We start from the raw sequence: 26,133 nt of genomic DNA, 5'->3' as shown, positions 1-26,133 counted from the left end.
TTATTTACCTGTGCTTTGTAACAAACTTGTTAATCCGATTCGATATAGCTCCCCCAGGGCACCGGCAGTTTCGTTTATGCTATCTTTGGTCAGACCTTCTGGTTTTCCTTCTATCGCCATTACCGCTTTATAGGATAAGGTCCCGATAAATTTGTCCGCCCTATCTACCACGGGCACCTGCCGGTACTGCAACCAGGCATCATCGTGCAATACACTCTTGATCGGTTGATCGGCTGAAAATCTCGGACACGTCTTGACCATAATAGTTTCAACGATGTCGGCCCTTTCGGCCCTCAGTAGTTCCGTCGTTTCTACCAGGCCCTGGAAGATTCCGTCCAAGTCGACAACGTATAGTTCGGAACTTCTTGACGTTCGTTCTCTTTTGAGCATGTCCACCGCATTGTCAACGCTCGTCGCCTTATGCACCGTCATCGCAGGGTCCGCAAAGGGGCCGACAGTATTAGGCTTAAACTCCAGTTCCCGCTTGATGGGAACGGCTTTACCAGGGGCTATCGCCCTTAACAGCTCGTCGTGCAACGGGTTATCGATCATTCTTAGGATGGCAGCCATGGCAGAAGGGCTTCCTTTTTCTAAATATTCGACCCTCTGTTTGGCCGGTAATAGCACAAAACACTCCGATGCATTTTTGGGGTTCATGAGTGACAACATCCTCAAGCCTTTCTGTGACGGCAGCGCAAGTAAGAATTCCACCACATCTTCATGGCCCAAGACCTCCAAAGCTTTTGCAGCGGCGAAAGGATGTTTGGTGATAAAATCGTTTAGAATGATTTGGTTCGAATCCATGCGCCTAGTCTGTCTTTATTAAATAGGATTTGCTTTCGTTGAACTCCTTTGTCGGAATAGTCACCTGCCCCTTCCCGTTTTCCAGAATTACCGAATTGGTATTGATACTGAGAATTTTACCGCTTGTTTTTCCAATCCGTATCTGGTCTCCCACGCTGTACATCTTGCGTACGTAAAATGACGACAGGATGTTGCTTATCGAGGTTTGGGCACCCAGTCCGAACGCAAGGGCGGCCCCAAAAAGCAAGGCCGCCAGGATGATAACAATGACGTCTTTCAAGATCGAGATCTCAATGCCTACCTGATCAAGGGCGATTACTACGGCAAGGGCAATAAGAATAAAACGAACAATTCTGATCAATGCTTGGCTGTAGTGAAATCCTGTTCGTTTACCGAAGGAAGTCAGTAAATCGGATACTAAATTTCCCAACATAATCGAGGCGAAAATAATCAAGATGGCGGCCAGTATATTGGGAACATGCTGCATAACCCCTTGAAACCAACCCGTAATTACCGTCATTCCAAGATAATTGGTAATCAGCAGTAGGGTCGAAAATAGAATCAACCAAAAAAAAGCCGATCCTAAAAAGGAACCGGCCTGTCCGAGATTTAGGCTACCGGCCCTTGGCCCCGCCAACTTACCCATATAGTTGAAAAGTACGGAAGTCAGGTATTTGATTAGCCGAGCTATGCCATAGCCTATGGCAAGGATAAGGAAGGATATGATAATACCCGGCAGAAGCTCCATGAGTTGACCTCTAAGGTGCTGAAGCAGCTGTTCAATTTCGTTCATGATACTATGTTAAGCATAAAAACCGATATATTGACATTGAACATGTCATATCCTTGTAATATTTGAGCAAAAATGTAAATCACACCCTTGTATTTGAATTACTTTCAGCAGAATAAGGCATAGGCATACGAAATCTGAAATATAAGACTGATTGTCGCAAAAATAAATATGACATTCGACCGGCATGATCGGTTCTATTCACCTTCCAGCGATTTATTTTCCGTTGATTGCGAGATTGGGACCAGTCAGGGACTTTCCTAGATCTTAGCATCAGCAAATTAAAGCCTAAACTCCTTGTCCGCCATCTTCCAGATTATATCCGCGATAGCCAAAGCGGCAGTCGCAGCGGGACTCGGTGCGTTTAAGACGTGAATGCTATCTTCGCCACGGGCAATCCGAAAGTCCGTTCGGGTGTCGCCCCTCTTATTGAGCAACAATGCACGCACGCCGCTTCTACCTTGACAAATATCGGGCTCGGAAAGATCGGGCACAAGCCGTTGCAGCGTTTTTAAAAAAAGATTTTTGGAAAACGCCCTTCGATATTCGCCGATTCCGAAGCGCCAGTTCTTCTTGAACAACTGCCAAGTACCGGAATAGGATAGGGCATCGAGCGTGTCTTCGAGATTGAAATCCATCTTGCCATACCCTTCCCTCTGAAAGGTGAACACGGCATTGGGGCCGCATTCGATGCCGCCATCGGTCATGCGGGTAAAATGGACTCCCAAAAATGGAAAATCAAGATTGGGGACAGGATAGATCAGGTTGCGTATTTTATGTTCCGCCCCTTCGGTAAGTTCGTAGTAGTCTCCCCGGAAACCAACTACTTTCTCTTGTATCGAGACCCCCTGCCGCCGTGCCAGACGGTCGGCGAAAAGACCACCGCAAAATATCATTTTCTTGGTCCGGAAATGTGCGTTGTCAGTATGCACAAGGTTCTGGGCAGCGTCTTTCGAAAAAAACTTGACGGCATGGCCCAAGCGTATTTCGCTATAGGGATTGATTTTCGTCACCAATTCTGCCAGTTTTTGTGTTACTGCGACATAGTCGATAATTCCCGCATCGGGCACCCAAAGCCCCGCGACACCTTTGCAAAATGGTTCGATTTCAGAAATTTCTTCGGGGGAAATTTTTCTGACACCGGTCAATCCGTTCTTGATTCCGTTGGCATAGACCTTTTCCATGGCGGGAAGCTCATCAAGTTGGGACGCTACGATGATTTTTCCGCAGATATCGTGGTCTATGCCATTTTCAAAAGCAAAATCGACCATTTGCCGACGGCCGTCTATACAATTCTCAGCTTTTAGGGACCCCGGCGTGTAATAGATACCGGAATGTAGTACTCCCGAATTATGGCCTGTTTGATGTGCGGCCAATACCGCTTCCTTCTCGAGGATGAGCAATCTCAAGTCGGGCCGGCTTTTTTGGATTTTGTAGGCCGTTGCCAAGCCTACAATCCCGCCACCGATTATGCTGATGTCAAAGAGATCGGTTTCCAAATTCTGTTCTTAAGCCATAATCATACACGCCTCCGGATATAAGGGGTATTGGGTAAAAGGTCAATTTACAACGATTCGTTGCCATAGCCAACACGCGGATTGACAATCAAATGGTTTTTATAAACTTTTGCACCTGTAAACTGGTCAATGGTTAATCAAAGCTCGCAATCACGGGCCAGCGGCACGGGCAGAGGGCCTGGCTCCAGAAACTTAATCCTCGTGGTGTTCACTGTCATCGGAACCATCTTCCCGGTACTTGCAGCAGGGGTGTACCGACTCATAGGCCTCATCGCTCGCCTTTAGTTCCTTGGTGTCGTGCCCTACCGCGACCAGGGCGGATTTCACTTTCATGGGATTCGAGCACTGAAATGGCTTTTTTGGAGCGCCTTGCGCTTTTGTTCCAGCACCACCTCATCGAGCTCGTTGCTCGGTTGCAGAAAATGTCGCACCGTCATGGGTCCGTTTATGGTCAAGGTATCCGGTTCGAACCCCACATAGCTGATAATTAGTTTGTCGTATTCTTTCTTATAGGGGATGCTGAACAGGCCGTCTGCATCCGTGACGGTACCTGTGGGGGAATCCATCCAATAGACGCTTGCGCCCGGAAGTCCGTTAATGGCGGTCGTGTTATCCGCTTCCATGACCTTGCCCTCGACTTTGTCCTGTGAAAGGGATAGCAACGGACAGAAGGCCAGAATAATATATAGACAGGGTTTCATATTTTATCTTTGTGGGAATAGGGTAAATTTTACGGTCTTGGGATTGAGAAGCACTGCGAGCGTCCCGGGATTTTAAAACGAACTCGAGCGTTGCGAAACTTCCCGCCGAAGTTTATTTCATCAACGAGGAAAGGCCGGAAAGACAGCCTTCAAATAAGAAATTCCCCGTCAAGCAACTGGATGTCCTTGACCAGAACGGGTGATGGGTAGTGTACGTTGGGGACATGCCGTTCCGTAGTAGTTTGAAGTAGTAAAGGATAGGAATGCGCAACGGCATCCCAAAATAAGGGTTGGTCGAGGCCGAGCTCATTGTAGGACAATCTGAGGTCGTCACGTCCTGCGAGGCTCACGACCTCGTCGCTACAGCAGGCACCACTATCCTCCAAAGGTATCTCTAGTCCGTCGTCAACTACCACCAGGGATATTCGACCATCTCCATCCGGAGCCATTTCCGAGCAGCAGCCTTCAGGAACCTCGAAAAGGGAAACATCCATCAAACGGCCCATGCAATAATGCCTGCCCACCGTCCATGATGTGGTCGCGACCAAAAGCAAGAGTGTCATAGCGACGGACAGAATACGATGCAGGCCCTTTGTCATAGCCGGCAAAAATAAAGAATACCGGTTTTTGTGTAGTCGGGCAACATCCATTTAACGAAAATTTAGGAAAACGGATTTTATAGTGAGAACGGTATTCTCTTTATTCTATTCATTGAACCGAGGTTATCAAATTCGCTGCGGAATAACTTCTAGATATGAACAAAATCAAATTATATACCTTTGCCGTATGTTCGAGAAATTATACAATGACATCCCGATTCTACTGAACCGCACCGCTCTAAAAACCGATATCCGACTACAACAGGTGTGTGAGCTTTTAAAAAATACGGTGCCCCACTACGACTGGGTAGGATTCTATTTTAAGAACGGCGACAAGGAGGAATTAAAACTGGGGCCTTACGCCGGTGCCCCCACCGACCATACCCTCATACCCTTCGGAAAGGGTATATGCGGACAGGTGGCGATCAGCAACCAAAATTTCGTGGTACCCGACGTAAAGGCGCAGGATAATTATATCGCCTGTAGTATTAGCGTCAAATCAGAAATCGTGGTCCCGCTTTTCGTAAACGGCGAAAATATCGGTCAGATCGACATTGATTCGAACACGTCCGACCCCTTTACGGTAGAGGATGAACGTTTTTTGGAATTTGTCAATGCCGAGATTGCCAAAATACTCGTTTAAAACTTCCCGTAATTGTCGACCATCCCATTACTTTTTTCCCATTGAAAAAAGTACTTTTGTACGGCCTTACATCCACTGAGCGGGCGAAATCTTTAATCCCGACCCTAACACCATAAAAATGAGCGCTAAAAAAGCTACTTCTGCCCTGATTTCCGTTTTTCACAAAGATGGGCTGGAGCCTATCATCAAAAAATTCCAGGAACTCGGTATCACCATCTATTCCACGGGGGGCACCGAAAAGTTTATCAAAGACCTTGGTGCCGAAGTTACGGCCATTGAGGATGTTACCGGCTACCCCTCCATCTTGGGAGGCCGGGTGAAGACCCTGCATCCGAAAGTGTTCGGCGGTATCTTGAATCGGCAAGACCACGAGGGAGACGCCGATCAAATGAAGGAATTCGACATCCCGCAGTTGGATATTGTAATCGTCGATCTTTATCCCTTCGAAAAAACGGTGGCTGAGGGGGCATCCGAACAGGAGATTATCGAAAAAATCGATATCGGGGGGATTTCCCTGATCCGGGCTGCCGCCAAAAACTATAAGGATGTGCTCTGTGTGTCGTCGATGGAAGATTATGGGGAGTTTTTGGATATTATTTCCAAAGGGGACGGAAGCACATCCCTAGAAAACCGAAAGCACTTTGCAGCCAAGGCCTTTAACGTTTCCTCACACTACGATTCGGCCATTTTCAACTATTTCAACAAGGACCATGACATCGCATCCCTAAAAGTCAGCGAAACCAAGGGACAGATCTTGCGGTATGGTGAAAATCCGCATCAAAAGGGATATTTTTTCGGGGATTTCGAAGCGATGTTCAAGAAATTGCACGGTAAAGAGCTTTCGTACAACAACCTATTGGATGTCGATGCCGCCGTCAACCTGATGAACGAATTCAAAGGCGATAGACCGACCTTCGCCATCTTAAAGCACAACAACGCTTGCGGGGTCGCCCAAAGGGAAACCCTGCACCAGGCCTATGTCGATGCCCTGGCCGGCGATCCGGTCTCGGCCTTCGGAGGCATTCTGATCAGCAATACCGAAATCGATAAGGCGACCGCCGAAAAGATACACCAGCTGTTCTGCGAAGTGGTCATCGCCCCCAGTTACGCCGATGAAGCGCTCGAAATACTAAAAGGAAAGAAAAATAGAATTCTGTTGATACAGAACGATATAGAACTGCCGGATACTATTGTACGAACTTGCCTGAACGGAGTATTGGTACAGGATAAGGATGCCAAGACAGATAGTGTGGACGAGCTGCAATACGTGACGGAAAAGCGGCCCTCGGAGAGGGAACTGGAAGACCTAATATTCGCGTCGAAACTGTGCAAGCACACCAAATCGAACACCATTGTTCTTGCCAAAAACAAACAATTGTGCGCGAGCGGTACGGGGCAGACCTCCCGAGTCGACGCCCTGAATCAGGCGGTGCACAAAGCTTTATCGTTCAAATTCGACCTCGAAGGGGCGGTGATGGCCAGCGACGCTTTTTTCCCCTTTCCCGATTGTGTCGAAATTGCGGACAAAAACGGTATCTCCAGCGTCATACAGCCCGGGGGATCAATAAAAGACCAATTAAGTATTGACTATTGCAACGAAAACGAGGTCTCGATGGTGATGACGGGTACCCGGCATTTTAAACACTAAACGGACGGGAGTTTTTTAAACATCCAAATTTAATCGTTGAAACGAACCCAAAATGTTGGATTTTAGGCCGATATTCCTCAAGACTTCAGGCTTTGACCATCATTAGTGGTGAATTCACAACATAAAATATTGAACGGCAGCTAATTTTGCTACTTTTGTCGATGAAGCGCAAGGAAGACGTTTTGCTGCCTCGCCCCTTATCGAACCCGTGTTGGTTTACGCCAAGTATGTCGGTTGAGTCACCGTTATTTTCCAACGCGGGACTGGTGGAAAAGAAGAAGACCTGGGCCGGCTAAAATGGGCTTAATACAACACGTATAACATAACCAAAATAATAACATGGGATTTTTTGATTTCTTGACCGAGGAAATCGCCATCGACCTAGGAACGGCGAACACCCTCATCATCCATATGGACAAGGTGGTAGTCGACAGTCCGTCTATCGTGGCCCGCGATCGCATATCCGGGAAAATAATTGCCGTAGGCAAAGAGGCCAGCATGATGCAGGGCAAAACGCACGAGAACATCAAGACCATCCGTCCCTTAAAAGATGGGGTTATAGCGGATTTTGATGCCTCGGAAAAGATGATCAATATGTTCATCAAGAACATTCCTGCGCTCAAGAAAAAATGGTTTCCCCCCGCCCTTCGGATGGTTATTTGTATTCCATCGGGTATTACCGAGGTGGAGATGCGGGCGGTCAAGGAATCCGCAGAACGTGTTAACGGCAAGGAAGTCTATCTTATTCACGAACCCATGGCCGCCGCTATCGGTATCGGCCTCGACATCATGCAGCCCAAAGGCAATATGATCGTTGACATCGGCGGGGGTACCACCGAAATCGCGGTCATCGCCTTGGGCGGTATCGTTTGCGACAAGTCGGTGAAGATCGCGGGCGATGTCTTTACCAACGATATCATCTACTACATGCGTACACAGCACAACCTGTACGTAGGGGAGTCCACCGCAGAGAATATCAAGATAGAGATCGGTTCGGCCACAGAAGATTTGCAGAGCCCCCCGGATGACAAATCGGTACAGGGGCGTGACCTGTTAACGGGAAAACCGAAACAGGTACAAATATCATATCGGGAAATCGCCAAGGCCTTGGACAAATCCATTCTACGCGTTGAAGATGCCGTGATGGAGACACTTTCACAAACGCCTCCCGAACTGGCGGCCGACATTTATAATACGGGCATCTATCTCGCTGGTGGCGGTTCGATGCTGCGGGGGCTGGACAGACGTTTATCACAAAAAACCGATCTTCCCGTTTATATCGCCGAAGACCCCCTACGGGCCGTCGTGCGTGGTACAGGAATTTCCCTAAAGAATCTAGAGCGATATAAAAGTATTCTCACGCGGTAAACAGAACCATGAAGCCGATGACGGCAGGACGGAAGACCTAAGACTGAAACCCTACTACCACGTAAAAGATATTTCCATTTTAATTTGTCTTATGTCCTATGTCTTACGGTCCTAATTCTGGTTCAAAACCAAAGGACAAGCATAAAAGAAAAATTTTTAACGGGGCATGCAGCAGATCATCAATTTTATCATTCGATATAAGAACCTTCTTCTTTATATCTTTCTGATGATCGTATGTCTGGCGTTTACCGTTCAATCGCATTCCTACCACCAATCGGCGTTTTTCAATTCCTCGAACTGGCTAACGGGTACCATTTTTGAAACTTCGAACACTATTACGACCTATTTCGGACTCAAGACCGAGAACCAAAAACTGATGGAAGAGAACAAACGGCTACGCCACCTGCTCTTCAACAAAGATGAAACCGATTCCATAGCATTGGATTCCACCCTCCGTACCTATACCATCACGACAGGCCGGGTCATCAAAAACAGTTTCGCCGACCCGCGTAACTACATCACCATCGATAAAGGCGAAAAAGATAGCGTCTATAGCGATATGGGGGTCATTACCAGTAAAGGTATATTGGGTATCGTGGAGAACACCTCGAACAATTTCGCCACTGTGCAAAGTATTCTCAACGAAAAATCGAATATTAATGCCAAGATCAAAAATACCGACAATTTCGGGTCACTGGTATGGAATATGGAACGCTATGACGTCGTGCAGCTCGTCGATATACCGCGCTTGGTAAAGCTTACCGTTGGCGATACCATCGTTACCGGGGGAATGAGCAGTATTTTTCCCGAAGGTGTTCCCGTGGGCACCATTCGCAAATTCGACCTCAACAGCTCGAACAGCTTTTACAGCATCGACGTGGCCCTTTTCAACGACATGACCAACATCAAGAACGTGTATATCGTGAACAACGAATTCCGGGATGAGATACAGGAATTGGAAAACAAGACCTCCGAGCCATGATCAGTAATTCGTACTTTTTAAATGTGGTGCGGTTCATACTGCTTGTACTGGTGCAGGTGCTTGTATTCAACAGGCTGAACCTTTTCGGCTTCATCAATCCCATGGTGTACATTCTCTTTCTGTATTGGTACCCCATCAAGGAGAATAGGGCTGCCTTTATTTTTCAAGCGTTCTTGTTGGGCTTTGCCATTGACTTTTTCTCCGATAGTATGGCCATACATGCGGCATCGGCCATTACCATAGCCTATATGAGACCCGCCATCATGCGTTTTGTCTTCGGGGTAAACTTTGAATTTCAAAGTTTTAAGTTAAGTAACACCACCCGCATACAACAAATTACATTTTTGACGTTATTGATTATAGTACACCATTTGGTCTTCTTTTCGCTGGAAATTTTTAGTTTGGCCAATTTCCTCTTAATTTTGCAAAAAGTGCTGGCCACCGGTGCCGCTACCCTCGTACTTTGTTTGCTCTTCGGCTCGCTCTTTAGTGTACGAAAAGAGTAGAAAAACCCAAAGGTACGCGGCCTAAAGTTCAATATCGTTAGGTTGATTGCGTCAACAGCCCCATCATCGCGTACAGGGCCAGTTTTTTGAACATTCAAGTTTGAACCCATTGCATAAAACAAGCTCCTAGTTGAAAAAGATACTTCTATCGTCCATCATCGTTATTATCGGTATCACATTTATCGGCAGGCTCTCGTATTTGCAAATATTCAGTTTTTCGCCGGACCAAGTGCTCGAGGATCCGGCCATTAAGCGTGTTTACGATTATCCCGAACGCGGCTATATCTATGATCGCAACGATAAGCTTCTAGTAGGCAATGACCCCGCCTACGATGTGATGGTTATCCCAAGGGAAGTACGACAGCTCGATACCTTGGAATTCTGTGGACTGTTGGGGATAGATAAGGACAAATTCAACAAAGAACTTCGTAAGGCCCGAATTTATTCCCCTAGGCTTCCTTCCGTGTTTGTACCACAACTTTCAAAACAGGATTACGCCAGGCTGCAGGAAAAAATGAGGCATTACGAGGGTTTTTACATCCAGAAACGCTCCCTTCGTTATTATGATACCAATGCCGCCGCCAACGTGCTCGGTTACATCAGCGAGGTGAACCAGCGCGACCTGGCCAAAAACCCATATTACGTGCAGGGCGAGCTGACCGGGCGGACCGGAGTGGAAAAGCAATACGAAGATATTTTACGGGGAAGGAAGGGGGTACAGTACATTCAGAAGGACCGCTACAACCGCGATATCGGCAAGTACAAAGATGGTATTTTGGATACCGTGCCCGAACAGGGACTGGAAATAAACATTACCATAGACAAGACCCTACAGGAATACGGCGAACGGCTGATGGTAGGCAAGCATGGGGGCATTGTAGCCTTGGAGCCTGGAAGTGGCGAAATACTTTCAATGATATCCGGACCCACCTATGACCCGGCGCTATTGGTCGGTAGGGAGCGATCAAAAAATTACAGCAAGCTGCATTACGATAGTATTTCCCGGCCGACATGGGACCGCTCTATATTGGCGGAACCTTCCCCGGGATCCCCTTTTAAGGTCATGAATGCCCTGGTAGGACTGCAAGAAGGGGTAATTTCGCCCAGCACCACAGTGAAATGCCACAACGGTTTCTACGTCGGAAGGAAAAAAAGGGGATGCCATTGTGGAGGCGGGATCCGCAACCTGAACAACGGCATTTATAAATCGTGCAATGCCTATTTTGCCAACGCCTTCCGAAAAATCTATGAAAAATACGAGACTACGGACGAGGGAATGGATGTGTGGGAAAAACACATGAAGAGTTTCGGACTTGGGGAATATCTGGGATACGACCTTCCCACGGGAAGAAAGGGACGGATACCCAGCAAGGAATACTACGATAAATGGTACGGCGACAACCGCTGGGCGTCATCGTACATCATCTCCAATTCCATCGGCCAGGGCGAGGTAGCCGTGACCCCGATACAATTGGCCAACATGACGGCCGCCATTGCCAATCGCGGGTTTTATTACACGCCACATATCCTTAAAAAAGTTGACGACAAGGATATCAGCATTCCCGATTTCGTAGAACCTAAGTACACCACCATAGATAAGAGACACTTTGAGCCCGTGATTCAGGGCATGGCCGATGTGTACAATGAAGGAACGGCCAAATGGTTACAGATTCCCGGTATCGAAATTGCCGGGAAAACAGGTACCGTAGAGAATTTCACCAAAATTGACAGTGTGCGCGTTCAATTGACCGATCACTCCATTTTTGTAGCCTTCGCCCCCGTTGAGAAACCAGAAATCGCTATCGCGGTGTACATCGAAAACGGATACTACGGCTCCCGATACGCCGGCCATATCGCATCTTTGATGATCGAAAAGTACCTCAAGGGGGAAATCACCCGCACCGATCTCGAAAAACGGATGCTCGAGCGGACCTTGGAACATGAATACGCAAAACCCTATAGCGGCGAGGAGTTTAAGATCAACGAGTACGACTGGAGCCAGCATGCTAAAAAATTTAAAGAGGACGAATCCTCAAGATAAACCATTATGTTCGGCAAAAGTGTCCTCAGGCGCATCGATTGGCTTACCGTACTTTTTTACTTGATGCTGGTCGCCATCGGATGGGTAAACATCTACTCAAGCACCTTTTCCGAGAGCCACGCCTCGATTTTTGATTTCGGTACCTTTCACGGCAAGCAGTTGTTCTTCATTGGTGCCAGCTTAGCGTCCATAGTTATCTTACTTGCTGTGGAGGCCAGTTTTTACGAGCGCTTTTCAAGTGTTTTCTACATCGTTTCGATGTTATCTTTAATCGGACTTTATTTTTTTGGAACAACCATTTCCGGTGCCACGTCATGGTACAACCTCGGATTTTTCAACCTACAACCGGCAGAGTTTGCCAAAGTGGCCACGGCCCTAGCCCTGGCCAAATATTTGAGCGATATACAGACCGATATCAAACATACCAAAGATCAGCTCTTTGCCTTTTTGATTATCTTGATTCCCACGCTCTTGATTGTACCACAGCCCGATCCAGGCAGTGCCCTGGTCTTTTTTGCACTCTCTTTCGTCATTTTCCGTGAGGGCTTACCGGTCTATTACTTGGGTATCGCCCTTTTTGCCGTTTTGATATTTGTTACTACCTTGATGTTCGGTACCATTTGGATCGCCATTGCCCTATCTCTGCTCATCGTCATATTTATGTTGGCAAAAAAGAGACGGTTCAAGGTGCCTCTCATTCCTCTGGCCGCAGCCTTTATCGGCACCATCCTCTTTTCACTGTCGGTGGATTTTGTGTTTGAAAATGTTTTTGAACAGCGCCATCGCGATCGGTTCTCGCTTTGGCTGGACCTGGAAACGGATTCCTCTAAATTGTCGGAAATCCAGCAAACCATCGGCTACAATTCCTACCAGTCGGAGAAAGCCATAGAATCGGGCGGGTTTTTCGGCAAAGGATTTTTGGAGGGAACCCGTACTAAAGGTAATTTCGTTCCCGAACAACATTCCGATTATATTTTTACCACGGTGGGCGAAGAATGGGGCTTTATCGGAACGGTTACCGTAGTGCTGCTTTTTACCCTGATGCTCTTAAGGCTTATCTATCTGGCGGAACGACAGAAGAACGATTTCAGCCGCATGTACGGATACGGGGTCATCTCGATTCTGCTCGTACATTATTTTATCAATATCGGGATGGTCATCGGCATTCTTCCCACCATCGGCATACCCCTCCCCTTCTTCAGCTACGGCGGATCGGGGATGCTCTTTTTCACCATGCTACTGTTCATTTTTGTGAAGCTGGATGCCAATAGGCTGAAAGAAGGAATCTAATAAGGGTAAAGGGCAGAAATTAGGGCAGGACGATCAGGTCGGCGATCTGGGACCTGGAGCAATTGGGCCACGGGCACGGATTCGCACCCAAGAATTCCCTAAAACTTCCAGGCGTCGGCCCTTATGTTTCGCTCCAGATCCGTTTCGACATCATCGGTAAGCGCTTTGAAAAAGTCGATCTCCGTGCGTTTTTCGACTTCATCGACGGTCACCATAAAATGGCTTAGCGGCCGGGAACTTTCCCTTCCCGGTAAAAGAAAGGCCAATACCTCCGGCTCGTCGGGATTTCCCCGGGCGATGACCTTGTAGTAAAACTTGGGCACATCGACCCCCTCTTCCCCGATTTCTTTCAGGCCGGGCTCCAGTACTCCCCCCGTGACGATAAAGAGCTCGCCGTAGCGTCGGGCCCAAGCGCGTATTTGCAGTTCGAGCCGGTTCCAAACGCCCGCGTTGAAATCACGGTCTTGGGGACTTATATTACTGGTATAAAAAGTCTCGTTGTACGCCTGTTCCGAAAAGCGGCGGTCGCCAGCGGGGCAAAGATGGCCCCTGTCATAGCCCGACCCCTTGTAGTTCCGCCAGTCCGCCGACTTGGTCTTGACCTTCGGGTCTTCGATAAAAAAGGGACGCTCACGGTCGTCTTGGGTCAAATGGCTTTTCTTGAGCAGGTATGCTACCCATTCCGCCTGCTCGTAGGGTTCATTATAGGAAAGGGTGTAATAACTATGTTCGACTACGGCACCAGTGGTGGATTTGGGCATCCAAGTAGGGGGAATTTCCGTTTTGAGTCCCCCGCCCTCCGGATCGGAGTAGGTATCCTGTGTATAAAAATTTTCGAACAGCCAAAAGCCAACGATACAGAGGGCGATTAAAATAGAGTATATGGTTTTCCGCCTCATAATTGGCATCGAGTAGCAAACATGAGCATAAATTTTCACGTAAATATAAGATTAGATCTGATAGGATAAGCAACTAATTTTCTATCTTGACACCACTAAAATGGACAATATTATGCTTACTTGGAAAGACATTATAAAATTCAGCACCAAAGGAAATCCAGAACCCGACCGCAGGGTCGAAAAGTCTGAGGCGGAATGGCGGGAGGTCTTAACGCCCGAACAGTTCCAAATTACCCGGAAAAAGGGTACGGAACCCGCCCATTCGGGAGCCTACTGTGAGGCGCACGAGGCCGGAAGGTACAACTGTGTCTGTTGCGGCACCCCTTTGTTCGACTCCACCATCAAATTCGAATCCGGCACCGGGTGGCCCAGTTTCCACCAACCTGTTAAGGAAAATGCGGTCAAGTACGAAAAAGATACCTCTTTCGGAATGGTTCGGGTCGAGGCCCTCTGCAATACTTGCGATGCCCATTTGGGCCACGTTTTTCCGGACGGTCCAGAACCTAGTGGACTCCGCTATTGTATGAACTCGGCATCCCTGAAGTTACAGGAGAATAAAGTGGAGAGCGAGCCTCGGGCATAATTTTTTATTTTACCTATGAAAAACGTACATCGGATATACGATTTTCATGGCAAAAAAAGTTTCAAAATCCTTCATTGACAAGAGGCGGAATGCGACGGTGCAATAGTACTTTGCTCCTGTCAAAATCGACAATATTCCGAAAACAATAGCTCAATGAAAAACAAGGGTTATCAGCCAATATTCTCCCGAAAAAACCATGGATCGGGTCGAGCGCCTTCTTAAAGCAAAGGGCTTTCATGTATTCACCAAAGTGGATCATGGTGAGGGTGCCATGGCAGTTTTTTGATTTCAATTCAAATCATTCTTGCGCTTCTCTTCGATTTAACTTTAGTCGCTTTGCTTTCTGAATCGAGGAAACCCTTCCGCCTGAAGGCAAGCTATTCGAACCCACTGTTTTTTTCGGTTCGGTTTTCTTTTTTGGATTAGTTATTTATTACTTTTATCTTCAGACACCGCTAAAGCTTCCCCGTTGGAGGAACGGCCACTGGCCCCCTCGGAAGTTTTGGCGGTTTTTTTAGGGTTTAAATAGTAATCCTTCAATTGGTCTGCCTCCGAAGAGCGAGAGGAAGGCACCATACGATGATGCCCGTTCCAAGATGTGGCGTTGTGAATTGCTTTCAGAAACCTTGATTTTAGGACTTTTCACAGGCAAAAATCGATTCAGCGCGAATATTTCGGAGAAACATACACCCTCGCGTATACCGACAACTCGTCGCACCATGGGCTGGAATCTCGGGTACTGCTGGATAAAGCTTGGGAATGGTTCGGGGAATACTTGATTTGGGAAGATTTAAACCGATCCGATGAACAATAAAGCGAAAATCAACAGTATCACGGACACCTTCGGCATGAAATCCGAAGTTGCGGCCAAGGACATGAACGTGACTCTTCCCACTTTTTGGAAAAAGAACAGCGAAAGTGCCAAAGCCCATCAATTCACGAAGCAAAACCATGACGACCTTGTCACCTACATCAAGAGCGCCGCCGATAAACTTGAAAAGCTGCTATGAAAAGACCTTAAAAAAATCTCTAACTAAAAACGCACAATTGTGAAAAAACAGGCAATTTATCTCATCGCATTGGTCGTAATCGCAATCATCGCCGCATGCTCGGCCGACCCTATGGAGTTCCAAGAATCAATTTCCCACGGCGACCTTGACCCCCGCCCCCAGGTCGACACCCTCCAGCCCGAAACCCCATCGGATACCACCGCGGTGTCACAACCCGATACAACGGTCATCGAAACCCCCGCCGAAATCGAATACGGCACCTTCAGTTACCGGGGCCAGATTCCCGACGGAACTTCCAAAGTCCCGACGTGTAAGAAATCAGACCCCAAATCCGTTGCTTTCATTCTAACCGGTCCGTACGGTGAGAATGTGAAGAAAGAAAGCCCCGTATCGCAAGTTAACGGTATGTGGCAGTCCGAACCGGACTCCCTCCCCGAGGGCAATTACGTTCTTACCGACAGCTACTTGATGTCGGGCAACGATACGCTTTATGCCCTTCCGAAGGAAACAGACATAGATTTTTTAGGATTCGCTGACACCATTTTGCCCATTGATATCACAATAAAGAAAAACGATCCACAAAGTATTACCGGTACCGCTCTTTGCTATAATCCTCCAAAAGTAACGGTAGAAGGCGAAGCCCTGAGCTCCCTTGAGACCGATCAAATCGGACAGCTCAACGTCGTCATCAGCAGGGGCGCACATGGAGATGCTGATTGCGTAGAGATCTTGACCGTCGATATGTTCAGAAACGGGAGCCCTGATCCGGTTCGTATATACCGTAAAGAAAGTGAATCAACCGACAAGACCCTACGCGGATATCATACCGTGCCTTACACCAGAAAAATGGACAGTATTCACGTTAGAACGTGGACCAATTGGTACAACGAACAGAACCAGTACGAAGAGCGTCTTCTCGAATCCCAGACATTTACTCCTGAAAATCTTCCTATTGAGGCCCTATCCGAATCTATTAATTTCCTATTCACCTGTAATTGATAGAATCTCGTCGAAACACATAAAAGCCCGTCAGTTTTCTAACGGGCTTTTTGCTGTCCTTTTTTATCGGTCTTGAAACCGCCATTTTGCATAAAATTCAAAAGGCGACATGGCCGATAAAACGATTACCAGACGGTTAAAAATTTTCGTGAAACGGCGAAGAGGTCGACTCCGCCATCACCAACCTTCGAAAGAACCTGGCCAAGTTCCGCACCCTCGCCAACCGCCAGATCGAGGGTACCGACAAATTCCGCGAGTACAATGAAGAGGTCGCCAAGCTCGAGACCGGGTACAAACAGGCCCGAGAGGCGCAGAAGACCTTCCGCGAAGATGTAAAGCTGACCGCCGCCGGGGTCTCCGACTCCGAACGTGCGTTATTGGACTTTACCGGTAGCTTCCAGACCATGCTCGATGGCTACCGCAACGGCGATATCCTTCAGGTTAAGGAAGCTTTCAACGGTATCAAGGGCGCTACCAAGGCCGCGTTGGCATTTATCGCCACCCCCATCGGTGTCGCAATCGCCGCCTTGGTCGGCATCGGTGCCGCCGCAAAACAATGGTTCGACTACAATTCGCAGATCGTCGAGGCCCTGCGCCTTACCCAACAGATTACGGGGCTTACCGATCAGGCGGCCGATTAGGCGCGCATACGGGACGAGGCACTTGCCAAGACTTTCGACGTTGATTTCAAGGAAATGCTGACATCGGCCCGGACGCTCGCCCAGCAGTTCGGCATTTCCTTCACCGAAGACTTCGACGTTCTCGAAGACCAACTCGTAAGGGGGCAGAAGAACAACAACGAGTTCTTTGACAATATCTCCGAATACCCCGTGTTCTTCAGTTGTGAATTGCTTTCAGAAACCCTAATTTGTCTGCCTCCGACGAGCGATCAAAGGGAGCGAGAGGAAGGCACTCTTCGATTGCGGTCATCTTTAGTGGAACCAGTTATGAATTGCTTTCAGAAATCCTAATTTATCTGCCTCCGACGAGCGATCAAAGGGAGCGAGAGGAAGGCACTCTTCGATTACGGTCATCTTTAGTGGAACCAGTTGTGAATTGCTTTCAGAAACCCTAATTTTAGGACTATTCACAGGGATAGGGAATCACGGAGCTATGGGGACTATGTTGTGAATTGCTTTCAGAAACCCTAATTTTAGGACTATTCACAGGAAACGATTTAATGGCAATCTTTAACAAATAGTTGTGAATTGCTTTCAGAAACCCTAATTTTAGGACTATTCACAGGAAACAGCAACAAATTAAAACTCGGAAATTAGTTGTGAATTGCTTTCAGAAACCCTAATTTTAGGACTATTCACAGGTTTTGAAGAGTATTCAGATTAAGGACGAAGGTTGTGAATTGCTTTCAGAAACCCTAATTTTAGGACTATTCACAGGCCAAGGCGTTAGAGGAAAACATCGATAGCAGTTGTGAATTGCTTTCAGAAACCCTAATTTTAGGACTATTCACAGGGTCTCGAACTTCATCCGCGAGGCGATAAAGTTGTGAATTGCTTTCAGAAACCCTAATTTTAGGACTATTCACAGGGCCTAATGCAAAAAGTTATGGAGACATCAGTTGTGAATTGCTTTCAGAAACCCTAATTTTAGGACTATTCACAGGAAGATGGGTATACCACACAACTACGAACCGGTTGTGAATTGCTTTCAGAAACCCTAATTTTAGGACTATTCACAGGAAACCGGAAATTATTAAGGCGCCGGCAAGTGTTGTGAATTGCTTTCAGAAACCCTAATTTTAGGACTATTCACAGGGATTTTCTTTTACCATAGACATGAAGCGAGGTTGTGAATTGCTTTCAGAAACCCTAATTTTAGGACTATTCACAGGAAAGTGGCCGAACTTGCATTTGATGCTGGGGTTGTGAATTGCTTTCAGAAACCCTAATTTTAGGACTATTCACAGGGGTTTTCATGTTATTCAACAAAGAGGTATGGTTGTGAATTGCTTTCAGAAACCCTAATTTTAGGACTATTCACAGGATTCTACGGTAACCTCACATCACTTTCGCTGTTGTGAATTGCTTTCAGAAACCCTAATTTTAGGACTATTCACAGGTGTAGAATTATAGGTTCTACAACAAACATAGTTGTGAATTGCTTTCAGAAACCCTAATTTTAGGACTATTCACAGGTTCTTGGGTTGTTATTGTCCCAGATTAAAAGTTGTGAATTGCTTTCAGAAACCCTAATTTTAGGACTATTCACAGGCTGTTTAGGATTATCTCGCCTTCGTTTAGTGTTGTGAATTGCTTTCAGAAACCCTAATTTTAGGACTATTCACAGGGTTTTCATTCTCGAAAAATTCCCCCGAATAGTTGTGAATTGCTTTCAGAAACCCTAATTTTAGGACTATTCACAGGAATGGGATAACTCGGAGCAAATCGCGTTTTGTTGTGAATTGCTTTCAGAAACCCTAATTTTAGGACTATTCACAGGCACGCTGTTAAGAGGGTGGGCAATCCCGCTGTTGTGAATTGCTTTCAGAAACCCTAATTTTAGGACTATTCACAGGAATCATTTGTTTTACGCTCTTTGTTTTTTTGTTGTGAATTGCTTTCAGAAACCCTAATTTTAGGACTATTCACAGGACTATCGCCCATGTTCCATATGTACTCGCTGTTGTGAATTGCTTTCAGAAACCCTAATTTTAGGACTATTCACAGGATACGCTTTCGGTTCTCTCTGGCCGTTTTCGTTGTGAATTGCTTTCAGAAACCCTAATTTTAGGACTATTCACAGGTTAAGTCGGTGCGCTAAGGACGGCAATGGGTTGTGAATTGCTTTCAGAAACCCTAATTTTAGGACTATTCACAGGTAAATTAAAATTATGTCTTTAGATTTTACAGTTGTGAATTGCTTTCAGAAACCCTAATTTTAGGACTATTCACAGGTGCGAACCTTGTGCAATAAATACTGTGAAGTTGTGAATTGCTTTCAGAAACCCTAATTTTAGGACTATTCACAGGAATGGGGCTTTATCGAATTCATAGAAAGAAGTTGTGAATTGCTTTCAGAAACCCTAATTTTAGGACTATTCACAGGATGGGGTATAACCGCAAAGCAGTTCCCGCAGTTGTGAATTGCTTTCAGAAACCCTAATTTTAGGACTATTCACAGGAAAAAGCGGACAAGGCCGTCCGGGATTCCAGTTGTGAATTGCTTTCAGAAACCCTAATTTTAGGACTATTCACAGGCAAGCCATAAGCCTAAGTATGTTCCTTATCGTTGTGAATTGCTTTCAGAAACCCTAATTTTAGGACTATTCACAGGATACCCTCTCTAAAAGGCTGGTATCCTGTTTTTTACAGGGTTTGTCACAATTAAAAATAATCGTTCTAAACTGGACAAAATAATACGAAAATATCATTTTTGTTTTTCTGAACTTGACCATTCTATGCCGATTTGATAAGCCAATGTCGCAACGGACTGCGAATAAAATGAGTATTAAAAGAGCTCCAACTGTTGGCTCGGGGCTTCGGGCTCTATCTCTTTTTGACCATGAAATAGCTCTATCATCCCGAACTGTTTGTCCGTAATTTGCATAATACAAACCTTGCCTTTTTTGGGCAGGTTCATTTTAGTACGCTTGATGTGTACGTCGGCATTTTCACGACTGGCACAAAAGCGCAAATAGATACTGAACTGAAACATATTGAATCCATCATCCAGCAAATTTTTACGAAATCTGGCGGCCGCCTTACGATCTTTCCTGGTTTCGGTCGGTAGATCAAAAAGTACGAGTACCCACATGCTTCGGTATTGGTTTAAGCGTGAAAAACGGTCGGTTGGCATATCATTTGTACGAGCGAGAGCAGTCGATAACATTTCAAAACGGTGATAGAATGACCTCTCGACTGCGCTCGAGGTGACATAAATCTTTTATTCAAACTCCGGATATAAAATTTTACGGCTACTCCCTAAAAAACAATCGTACAAACTGCTGGTCGTTCGACTCATAGCAATCATCAACGGACTCCATTTTCCATCAATAAAAACGTCCATGGCCGGTATGGTCAGCAATTGGGCTTTAATATTCTGATTCAGTTCGTCGATTTCCGGTTCGGTTTCCGAAATTTCATACACCATCGCATCAACATAGGGTCGATAGGCCTCCATGATGTCATCGGCCAAGCAAAAGGGGTTGTATTTGTTCCGGTGATAGATGCCGACCGTGGGCAGCATCCCGCTACTGATTAGTGCCCTTGCCGTAACAGCCCGCAAAACGGCATAACCATAATTGAGCAGGTTGTTTGGCGGAACTCCCTTTTGGTTTCGGCTAAAGCCTTCAATCGCATCGAAAAGATTCTGAAAATAATAGGCCGCGGCAATCGCTTCGTGATTGCCGGTATCGCCGCTTTTCACCTCTTTGGCCCAGCGTTTGAGTTTCAGCGCATTCTTTTCCCGTCGCAATAAATGATTGGCCTGGTTATGAATCTTCGCCTCGATCGTTTGCTGCCATAGGTTCTTTTTTAAAGGTTGGCTAGCGTTTAGCTGATGCCTTATCCGTTCGGTCTGCTCTGTGTGGCCTACCAACGGCTGCAACAATGAGCAAGGTAAATGTTGACTATCGCAAGTAATAACCGCCGTTTTGTTCTGCACCAACTTCCGCAATAGTCCATTTGTAATGGTAATCTGAGGGTCTTCCAGTACCACATAGCCTAAATCTTCGATTGGTATGGTCGCTTCCCTTTTGTCTTCCTCAGGGAAATTGACTACCAACTGCTCGTTTTTGGTGCTCAGATAAGCCGGATTACCAAAAAAGAGGGTACGCTTTATCATCCTATACGTTTTAGATTTCCTAAACGATCAACGGAAAGCTTCCAGCAAATATCCTTTATTTGGTTACCCTTAAAGCTCGCAGTTTTGTTATCGAAGCTACCAGATACTTTACCAGTTTTTGAGTTTCTCCTTAAATCAACTTCTTTTGGTGAGATAGCTATAGCGTGACTATTAGGTGTGAAATAACAAGTTCTTGAAAAATCATTCACTCGAAATATTCTATTTCTTTGTTCGAGGGCTAGATTTCTAAATTCTAATAAACCCGGATTATTAATTTCCTCATCTGTCGGCACATACACTAAATCTGATGGGGAAAGTGAGAATAAAAATTTACCCAGGTCTGGATTCGTAGGAGCTTCGGTTCGCTCTTCTTTTGGTAGCGCTGCAACCGCCTTTTGATGGGCGACCACCTCGTTCAACGGTACGGTTTCATAGTTCCGTCGTTCTTTTTTTTCATTCCAATAGATATTGAAGAAAAGATTGGTGCCGTCGTCCGCCTCCACAAATTTAGTATCATTGTTACCGGTATCGCCAAGGGGAAACTTCGAACCAACCTCATAGGTCCTCACCTTATAAATCGGTTGGTGTGGCTTTCCGTCATTCAACTTCTGGATGTTTTGGTTCAACTCATCGATTCCATCTGGACTAAAGGCCAAATCAAAACGTTCTTTTCCCTTTTCATCAATATAATTTCTCAAATGATTGTTCAGAATCTTTTGAATGCCGGTATCCGTAATGGATTCCAGTTTTTTACGGGTTGTTAAATCTTCCAACGCTATCCGGCCCGCAGTTGCGATTTTACCTTTTGGGGTATCCACTCCGTTAATCTTACCGAAATAAGTAGCTTTATGAAGTGATTTTCTTATAGCCCAGTTTTGACCTTTTTGGTCCACCTGAACCTTTTTTAGTTTCCCTTCAACTCTTTTCCATTTCCGATACTTATTGGTAGCTCGATTGATAACTCGTTTGTTCTGTTTAAAGCTAACGACGGTGGTTTCCAAAGCCTGTTTGGCATCCAATGTAAAACCGGACCACGGTTTGTGATAGCCTTTGGCAACGGTAATATTTCGTGTGCCTCCATTTCTCCGGTCTGATACGGTTTTTTTCTGTACTTCTCTCAATTTGGAGACAAGGCTGAAATTCTTCCTTTTGGTGTTCAAGGAGGTGACATAATTGGTATGGTCCTTCGTGGTACAGGCAATTACCAACGCATCCAAGGCGTGGTGTCTATGATCCAGCCGTTTTTTGGTAAAGCCTTTGGCCAGTTCATCAGGTACAGTATTGACCATATAGGTATTGCCGTGTCCGTCGGTGGTCTCAAATCGAAAGTCGCTGGAATCGGTCAGTTCGTTCATCCGCTCGAACCGCGGGGTCAGCAAATCGTTCCATACATCGTTTAGGCCCCAATCCTGTTTTAGCTCACTGGTAATCCTGCCCACTACCGGGACTAGGTTTTTAGAAGTTGCCTCCTGCTCTCCATCTACGCGAACGACATTGCTCAACAAACCTTTGATTACCTTGCTGATATAACGGCTGTCGTTCATTTGGCGGTTGATAAAACCTTCGGGAACATCTTCACTCAATAAAAATTCCAGCTTTTTCTTATTGTCTTTGAAATATGTCTTGCAATGGCTCTCATAATCTTCCTTGGAGAAAATTTTGACCTGCTTGCCGTTCAGGGAAAGTTCGGGGACAATGCTTCCTCCACGATCCTTGATGAATCTATAGGCGGTTTTGTTTCCTTTATATGGATAGGGATTGATGGCAGCTTCGCAGATCACCTTGTTACTCATTGAGTCATCGAAATGACGAGAACGCGGAATGACGTGCTCTACCTCATAATCGGGTGTAAACAATTTGCTTAAGGGGATGGGTTCGCCGGTATAGGGAGACAAGTATCCTTGCTGCAACCAAAGTTTATAGCGATTGATTTCGGATTTGGATGGGGAAACCTTGGCTCGAATTGTTTCAATCTCTTCCAGATCTACATCATTGTACTTTTCTGGGGATTGGGCATAGACCCCTTCTTCGTAAAGTTTTAGAATTTCTTGATGTCCTTTGGAATAAGGCCGAACGCTTCCTTGAATATCGCTGTCATCCATCAATTCCTGTAAGATGTTTTTGATGCGCTCGTTAGTATTCGTGTTTTGGTTGATAGATTCCGTAATTTTTTTACGTACATCGGCCGAGTTTTTCATCTCGCGGCCCAGCTCTACATGTATTTCGTCAAAAAAATCTTCCTTGCCATTTCCATAATGCTTCCAGATGTCACGTACGACCCGTAAGGTTTCGGTTACGACTTGTTCAACTACGGGATTCCGCAGGCTGTGTTGCCGGAAACTTTCCAAGTATTTTGAGATGTCCTTTGGATTTGTCCACCGAACAATTTCACTGACCTCCGCATGGCGACCATAGACCACGTAACTGGCTTGGTAGGTATTGAGTCCTTGATATGGATGTTCCGCTTTTGCAAAACTTTTTAGAAGTGGTTTTGGAATGTCATCGTCTGAAACCTTCTCAATCTGTTCGTGATCTCGACCAATGGCATCTAAGCGTTCCATAATTGAATCGATTCGCGATTTCGTCGGTTCGGGGATTTCGGCCTCTTTCCAATATTGCCCGCGACGCATCAACGGCAACAGTTTCTTTATCGCTTTTTCGGAATAGGAACCATACGCACTATCGAAGGGTTTCAATTTAATGAAGACTTCCATAAAAGCTTTGGAATCCAAGCCATTTTTCTTTCCAAAGGTTTCCAAAGCTTTTTCGTATTGTTTGCGGTCGCGAACGGAGTATATAATGTGCCAGAGTCTGAAGATAAAATCATCATTTAAAAAATCTGAAGGTTGTATGCCCTTGATTTTGGCCAAGCGTGTTTTAATTTCAGCCCTTAGTTCATTACAGGGATAGTTCTTGTCCTCTACGTAATTCCAACGGTATTCCTTCTCATTTAGTCCGAGATTTCTTAAAAGGATTTTTTGTCCTATTTCTTTACGTTGGTTCAAAAAATCGTACAAAGCCAGGTAGTCGTTTTCATCTTGTAAGAATGAGCGGGTAACATCATGATCCAATACGGGATTTCCATCTTCGATAGCTTCCCGTTGATAGATTCGAAGGTTATGGATGAACTGCCAAATGCGAAACTCTTGGTATAACGGGTGCGATTTTGAAATACATTTCAAGGCTTGATTTACCTTTTCGCCGTCTTTTAAATAGGTGCGACTTTCGAAAGGGCAATTGGAGATGGTTGATTTTTTACTTTTTAATGGTCTTTGATAGAAAAGTATGTCTTCTACGAAAAGGTATTTGAACCCCTTATCTGAAATGTTTGCTTTATGGGCCTCGTTGTGGCGGTATAGTTCATTGATGCTTTTGGTGTATAAGACTTTATTCTGTAACTCAGTGTGGTATTGCCGTTGAATATCCAAAATTTTATTAAGCTCCTTTTTGTAGAGCTTGCGGTCAATGGTTTTTATCAACTTACCTCGAATCTTTTGATCAGGTTTACGTAAAAGGGTGTCATAGATGTATTCTCCGATCATTTTACCGGAATCGGCGATATCATTTTCAGTTTTCTTTTTAATGGCAATCCAGTCTTTTTCCGAATCTACAGCACGGAAACTTCGTTTTATGTGACCTTCCTTATCTTTTTTTGGATTCCCTTTTCCGTCAAGTGTAGTAGTTACAATAAATTCCTTGTATTTACCTTCCCATTCATATAATGGTTCTTTGCTTTTACGACGGTACATCCAGTCATTATTGAGGTTGACGTTGTACCAGACTCCGTTTTTCGCCTCATCACTCTTTTCAACGCTCACTACTTTTAATCTATGGAACTCTTCTAACTTGTTCGCATCTCCATCCAAATTTTCATCCCGGGATTGATAATACCCTCTTTTCTGGTTAAAATTAAGCAGCACCCATGCCAATTCTTCCTTTGAAATCTTTTTAGATAATGCCTTTTTTCGTAAATAATACAAAGTCCAGTCATAAGGCATTTCTATATCCTGATCTACTGCCTTGAACTCATTCACCATTTCATTAAAAGCCTTCTGGAAAATGAAGTGGTACTTGCCATCATCGTCTTTCCTGTAGGCCAGTTTCGGTTCGGTTCCTTTTTTGAACTGCCCGAAACGTTTATCAAAATCGATATCCTCGGCGTAATGTTCCGGTAAAAAACCAAGAATGTTCAGAACGCGATGCAAACGTTCTCTACGTAGCTTGTTTCGTTGATAAAGGCGTCGCATGGATCGCGCAGCAGTTCGTTCGGCTGTTGCGGAAATGGATTGACCAGTACTGAAATCGCTCATTTGCTTGGCGTCCATTGGGATAATCCTGCTTCCCATACCAAGTATCTCACCTTCTTTTTTAACAAAATCATAGTTTGTAAGGGCCCATCCTATGGAATTTGTGCCCAAATCAAGTCCTAAAACTCGTTTCATTGGTAATGTTTTTTGGTTAGTTATTGGTTTGTTTTTAACTTTATATCCTGAAAGCAATTCACAATAAGGATTATTCCGTTGTGAAAACATTTAAAGCGGCCCGCACTTGTTGTGGGGTCGCTTTTTCATTTTTATACCAGTGTTCAAATCCTGAGGGTACGCTCAATAAGAAATTAATTGAGCACTCTAATATATAAAAAAATGTTAAATAGTCGAAGTCCTTCGTCTGTTATTTTTGACAGGGCAAAACCAAATATGGCGATGATTCTTGTAGTACGACAAATTGAGTATTAATCGGCCCGATAGAAATTGATTATCTTCGGTATCATGAAAGCAAACCTCATTACAACAACTAAGGGAAAACGCTCCGGCCAATCCTATATCCGCAATCTTCGCATTACGGTAGGTGACAATCTAGGGTATCTCGCTGCGGTATGGGCCAATAAGAAATCTTAGACGATTTCCCCGAATTGACCCAAGACGATATTCTTGTTGTCTTGGAGTACGC

At 45.4% G+C, this 26,133-nt stretch carries 24 protein-coding genes and 1 CRISPR repeat array; of the genes, 14 read left to right on the top strand and 10 right to left on the bottom strand.

Translation table 11 applies throughout. The features are described 5' to 3' along the window. The 6 genes from RQM65_RS11480 to RQM65_RS11455 form a co-directional block, all read right to left on the bottom strand. Positions 1-804: a CBS domain-containing protein gene (locus tag RQM65_RS11480; RefSeq protein WP_314015130.1), complete on the bottom strand. Its 804-nt coding sequence runs from the start codon at positions 802-804 to the stop codon at positions 1-3. A gap of 4 nt (positions 805-808) precedes the next feature. Then, positions 809-1,597 (bottom strand): mechanosensitive ion channel family protein, encoded by a 789-nt coding sequence (locus RQM65_RS11475; RefSeq protein ID WP_314015128.1) that lies wholly within the window; start codon positions 1,595-1,597, stop codon positions 809-811. A 278-nt stretch (positions 1,598-1,875) separates the two neighbouring features. Next, the gene (gene lhgO, locus RQM65_RS11470; protein WP_314015126.1) at positions 1,876-3,093 is read right to left on the bottom strand and encodes an L-2-hydroxyglutarate oxidase; all 1,218 of its coding nucleotides are present in this window, start codon (positions 3,091-3,093) and stop codon (positions 1,876-1,878) included. Positions 3,094-3,303: 210 nt separating this feature from the next. Continuing rightward, complete coding sequence (locus RQM65_RS11465; protein ID WP_314015124.1) at positions 3,304-3,444, bottom strand: hypothetical protein; 141 nt, start codon at positions 3,442-3,444, stop codon at positions 3,304-3,306. Then, entirely contained in the window at positions 3,441-3,812 is a 372-nt protein-coding gene (locus RQM65_RS11460; protein WP_314015122.1) for a carboxypeptidase-like regulatory domain-containing protein, read from the bottom strand. The genes RQM65_RS11465 and RQM65_RS11460 overlap by 4 nt, the downstream gene beginning before the upstream one ends. A gap of 149 nt (positions 3,813-3,961) precedes the next feature. Continuing rightward, positions 3,962-4,411 carry an HYC_CC_PP family protein gene (locus RQM65_RS11455; RefSeq protein ID WP_314015120.1) on the bottom strand — a complete coding sequence of 150 codons (450 nt, stop codon included), beginning with the start codon at positions 4,409-4,411 and terminating at the stop codon, positions 3,962-3,964. Between the two features lie 187 nt (positions 4,412-4,598). Between RQM65_RS11455 and RQM65_RS11450 the strand changes: the two genes are divergently transcribed. The 7 genes from RQM65_RS11450 (at position 4,599) to rodA (ending at position 12,889) form a co-directional block, all read left to right on the top strand. After that, positions 4,599-5,054, top strand: a complete 456-nt coding sequence (locus RQM65_RS11450; protein ID WP_314015119.1) for a GAF domain-containing protein — start codon at positions 4,599-4,601, stop codon at positions 5,052-5,054. A 118-nt stretch (positions 5,055-5,172) separates the two neighbouring features. Continuing rightward, complete coding sequence (gene purH / locus RQM65_RS11445) at positions 5,173-6,702, top strand: bifunctional phosphoribosylaminoimidazolecarboxamide formyltransferase/IMP cyclohydrolase (protein ID WP_314015118.1); 1,530 nt, start codon at positions 5,173-5,175, stop codon at positions 6,700-6,702. Between the two features lie 339 nt (positions 6,703-7,041). After that, positions 7,042-8,070 carry a rod shape-determining protein gene (locus RQM65_RS11440; RefSeq protein ID WP_314015117.1) on the top strand — a complete coding sequence of 343 codons (1,029 nt, stop codon included), beginning with the start codon at positions 7,042-7,044 and terminating at the stop codon, positions 8,068-8,070. A 166-nt stretch (positions 8,071-8,236) separates the two neighbouring features. Continuing rightward, positions 8,237-9,052 (top strand): rod shape-determining protein MreC, encoded by an 816-nt coding sequence (mreC, locus tag RQM65_RS11435; RefSeq protein WP_314015115.1) that lies wholly within the window; start codon positions 8,237-8,239, stop codon positions 9,050-9,052. Beyond that, positions 9,049-9,558, top strand: coding sequence for a rod shape-determining protein MreD (locus tag RQM65_RS11430; RefSeq protein ID WP_314015113.1), 510 nt, complete (start codon positions 9,049-9,051; stop codon positions 9,556-9,558). Before mreC ends, RQM65_RS11430 begins: the two co-directional genes overlap by 4 nt. 130 nt (positions 9,559-9,688) lie before the next feature. Beyond that, complete coding sequence (gene mrdA, locus RQM65_RS11425) at positions 9,689-11,599, top strand: penicillin-binding protein 2 (protein WP_314015111.1); 1,911 nt, start codon at positions 9,689-9,691, stop codon at positions 11,597-11,599. Between the two features lie 6 nt (positions 11,600-11,605). Continuing rightward, a complete protein-coding gene (gene rodA, locus RQM65_RS11420; RefSeq protein WP_314015109.1) occupies positions 11,606-12,889 on the top strand; it encodes a rod shape-determining protein RodA in 1,284 nt (427 codons plus the stop codon). Between the two features lie 98 nt (positions 12,890-12,987). On the opposite strand, the gene RQM65_RS11415 is transcribed toward rodA, so the two are convergent. Continuing rightward, positions 12,988-13,788, bottom strand: coding sequence for a DNA/RNA non-specific endonuclease (locus tag RQM65_RS11415; protein ID WP_314015107.1), 801 nt, complete (start codon positions 13,786-13,788; stop codon positions 12,988-12,990). A gap of 112 nt (positions 13,789-13,900) precedes the next feature. Here RQM65_RS11415 and msrB point away from each other — a divergent pair, with 112 nt between their 5' ends. The 6 genes from msrB (at position 13,901) to RQM65_RS11390 (ending at position 17,351) form a co-directional block, all read left to right on the top strand. Next, positions 13,901-14,371, top strand: a complete 471-nt coding sequence (msrB, locus tag RQM65_RS11410) for a peptide-methionine (R)-S-oxide reductase MsrB (protein ID WP_314015105.1) — start codon at positions 13,901-13,903, stop codon at positions 14,369-14,371. Between the two features lie 169 nt (positions 14,372-14,540). Then, the gene (locus RQM65_RS19005) at positions 14,541-14,657 is read left to right on the top strand and encodes a DUF302 domain-containing protein (RefSeq protein ID WP_489753099.1); all 117 of its coding nucleotides are present in this window, start codon (positions 14,541-14,543) and stop codon (positions 14,655-14,657) included. A gap of 517 nt (positions 14,658-15,174) precedes the next feature. Beyond that, complete coding sequence (locus tag RQM65_RS11405; protein WP_314015104.1) at positions 15,175-15,381, top strand: hypothetical protein; 207 nt, start codon at positions 15,175-15,177, stop codon at positions 15,379-15,381. 39 nt (positions 15,382-15,420) lie between these two features. Continuing rightward, positions 15,421-16,380 carry a hypothetical protein gene (locus RQM65_RS11400; RefSeq protein ID WP_314015102.1) on the top strand — a complete coding sequence of 320 codons (960 nt, stop codon included), beginning with the start codon at positions 15,421-15,423 and terminating at the stop codon, positions 16,378-16,380. A 377-nt stretch (positions 16,381-16,757) separates the two neighbouring features. Next, positions 16,758-17,021: a hypothetical protein gene (locus RQM65_RS11395; RefSeq protein ID WP_314015100.1), complete on the top strand. Its 264-nt coding sequence runs from the start codon at positions 16,758-16,760 to the stop codon at positions 17,019-17,021. Between the two features lie 54 nt (positions 17,022-17,075). Next, positions 17,076-17,351: a hypothetical protein gene (locus tag RQM65_RS11390; protein WP_314015098.1), complete on the top strand. Its 276-nt coding sequence runs from the start codon at positions 17,076-17,078 to the stop codon at positions 17,349-17,351. Positions 17,352-17,428: 77 nt separating this feature from the next. After that, positions 17,429-19,674: direct repeats of the CRISPR family, unit length 46 nt; unit sequence GTTGTGAATTGCTTTCAGAAACCCTAATTTTAGGACTATTCACAGG. Between the two features lie 174 nt (positions 19,675-19,848). On the opposite strand, the gene cas2 is transcribed toward RQM65_RS11390, so the two are convergent. From cas2 to cas9, 3 genes are all read right to left on the bottom strand, one after another. Beyond that, a complete protein-coding gene (cas2, locus tag RQM65_RS11385) occupies positions 19,849-20,196 on the bottom strand; it encodes a CRISPR-associated endonuclease Cas2 (protein WP_314015096.1) in 348 nt (115 codons plus the stop codon). 87 nt (positions 20,197-20,283) lie between these two features. Continuing rightward, a complete protein-coding gene (gene cas1 / locus RQM65_RS11380) occupies positions 20,284-21,183 on the bottom strand; it encodes a type II CRISPR-associated endonuclease Cas1 (RefSeq protein WP_314015094.1) in 900 nt (299 codons plus the stop codon). Further along, positions 21,180-25,625 carry a type II CRISPR RNA-guided endonuclease Cas9 gene (gene cas9, locus RQM65_RS11375; RefSeq protein WP_314015092.1) on the bottom strand — a complete coding sequence of 1,482 codons (4,446 nt, stop codon included), beginning with the start codon at positions 25,623-25,625 and terminating at the stop codon, positions 21,180-21,182. Before cas9 ends, cas1 begins: the two co-directional genes overlap by 4 nt. A gap of 327 nt (positions 25,626-25,952) precedes the next feature. Here cas9 and RQM65_RS11370 point away from each other — a divergent pair, with 327 nt between their 5' ends. Then, positions 25,953-26,081 (top strand): DUF433 domain-containing protein, encoded by a 129-nt coding sequence (locus RQM65_RS11370; protein ID WP_314015090.1) that lies wholly within the window; start codon positions 25,953-25,955, stop codon positions 26,079-26,081. Positions 26,082-26,133: the final 52 nt, after the last annotated feature.

Origin of the sequence: Pricia mediterranea (genome assembly GCF_032248455.1) — a bacterium.
Taxonomy (GTDB): Bacteria; Bacteroidota; Bacteroidia; order Flavobacteriales; family Flavobacteriaceae; genus Pricia; species Pricia mediterranea.
Note: the sequence above shows the minus strand (reverse complement) of the source record. Positions and strands in the feature narration are given on the sequence as shown.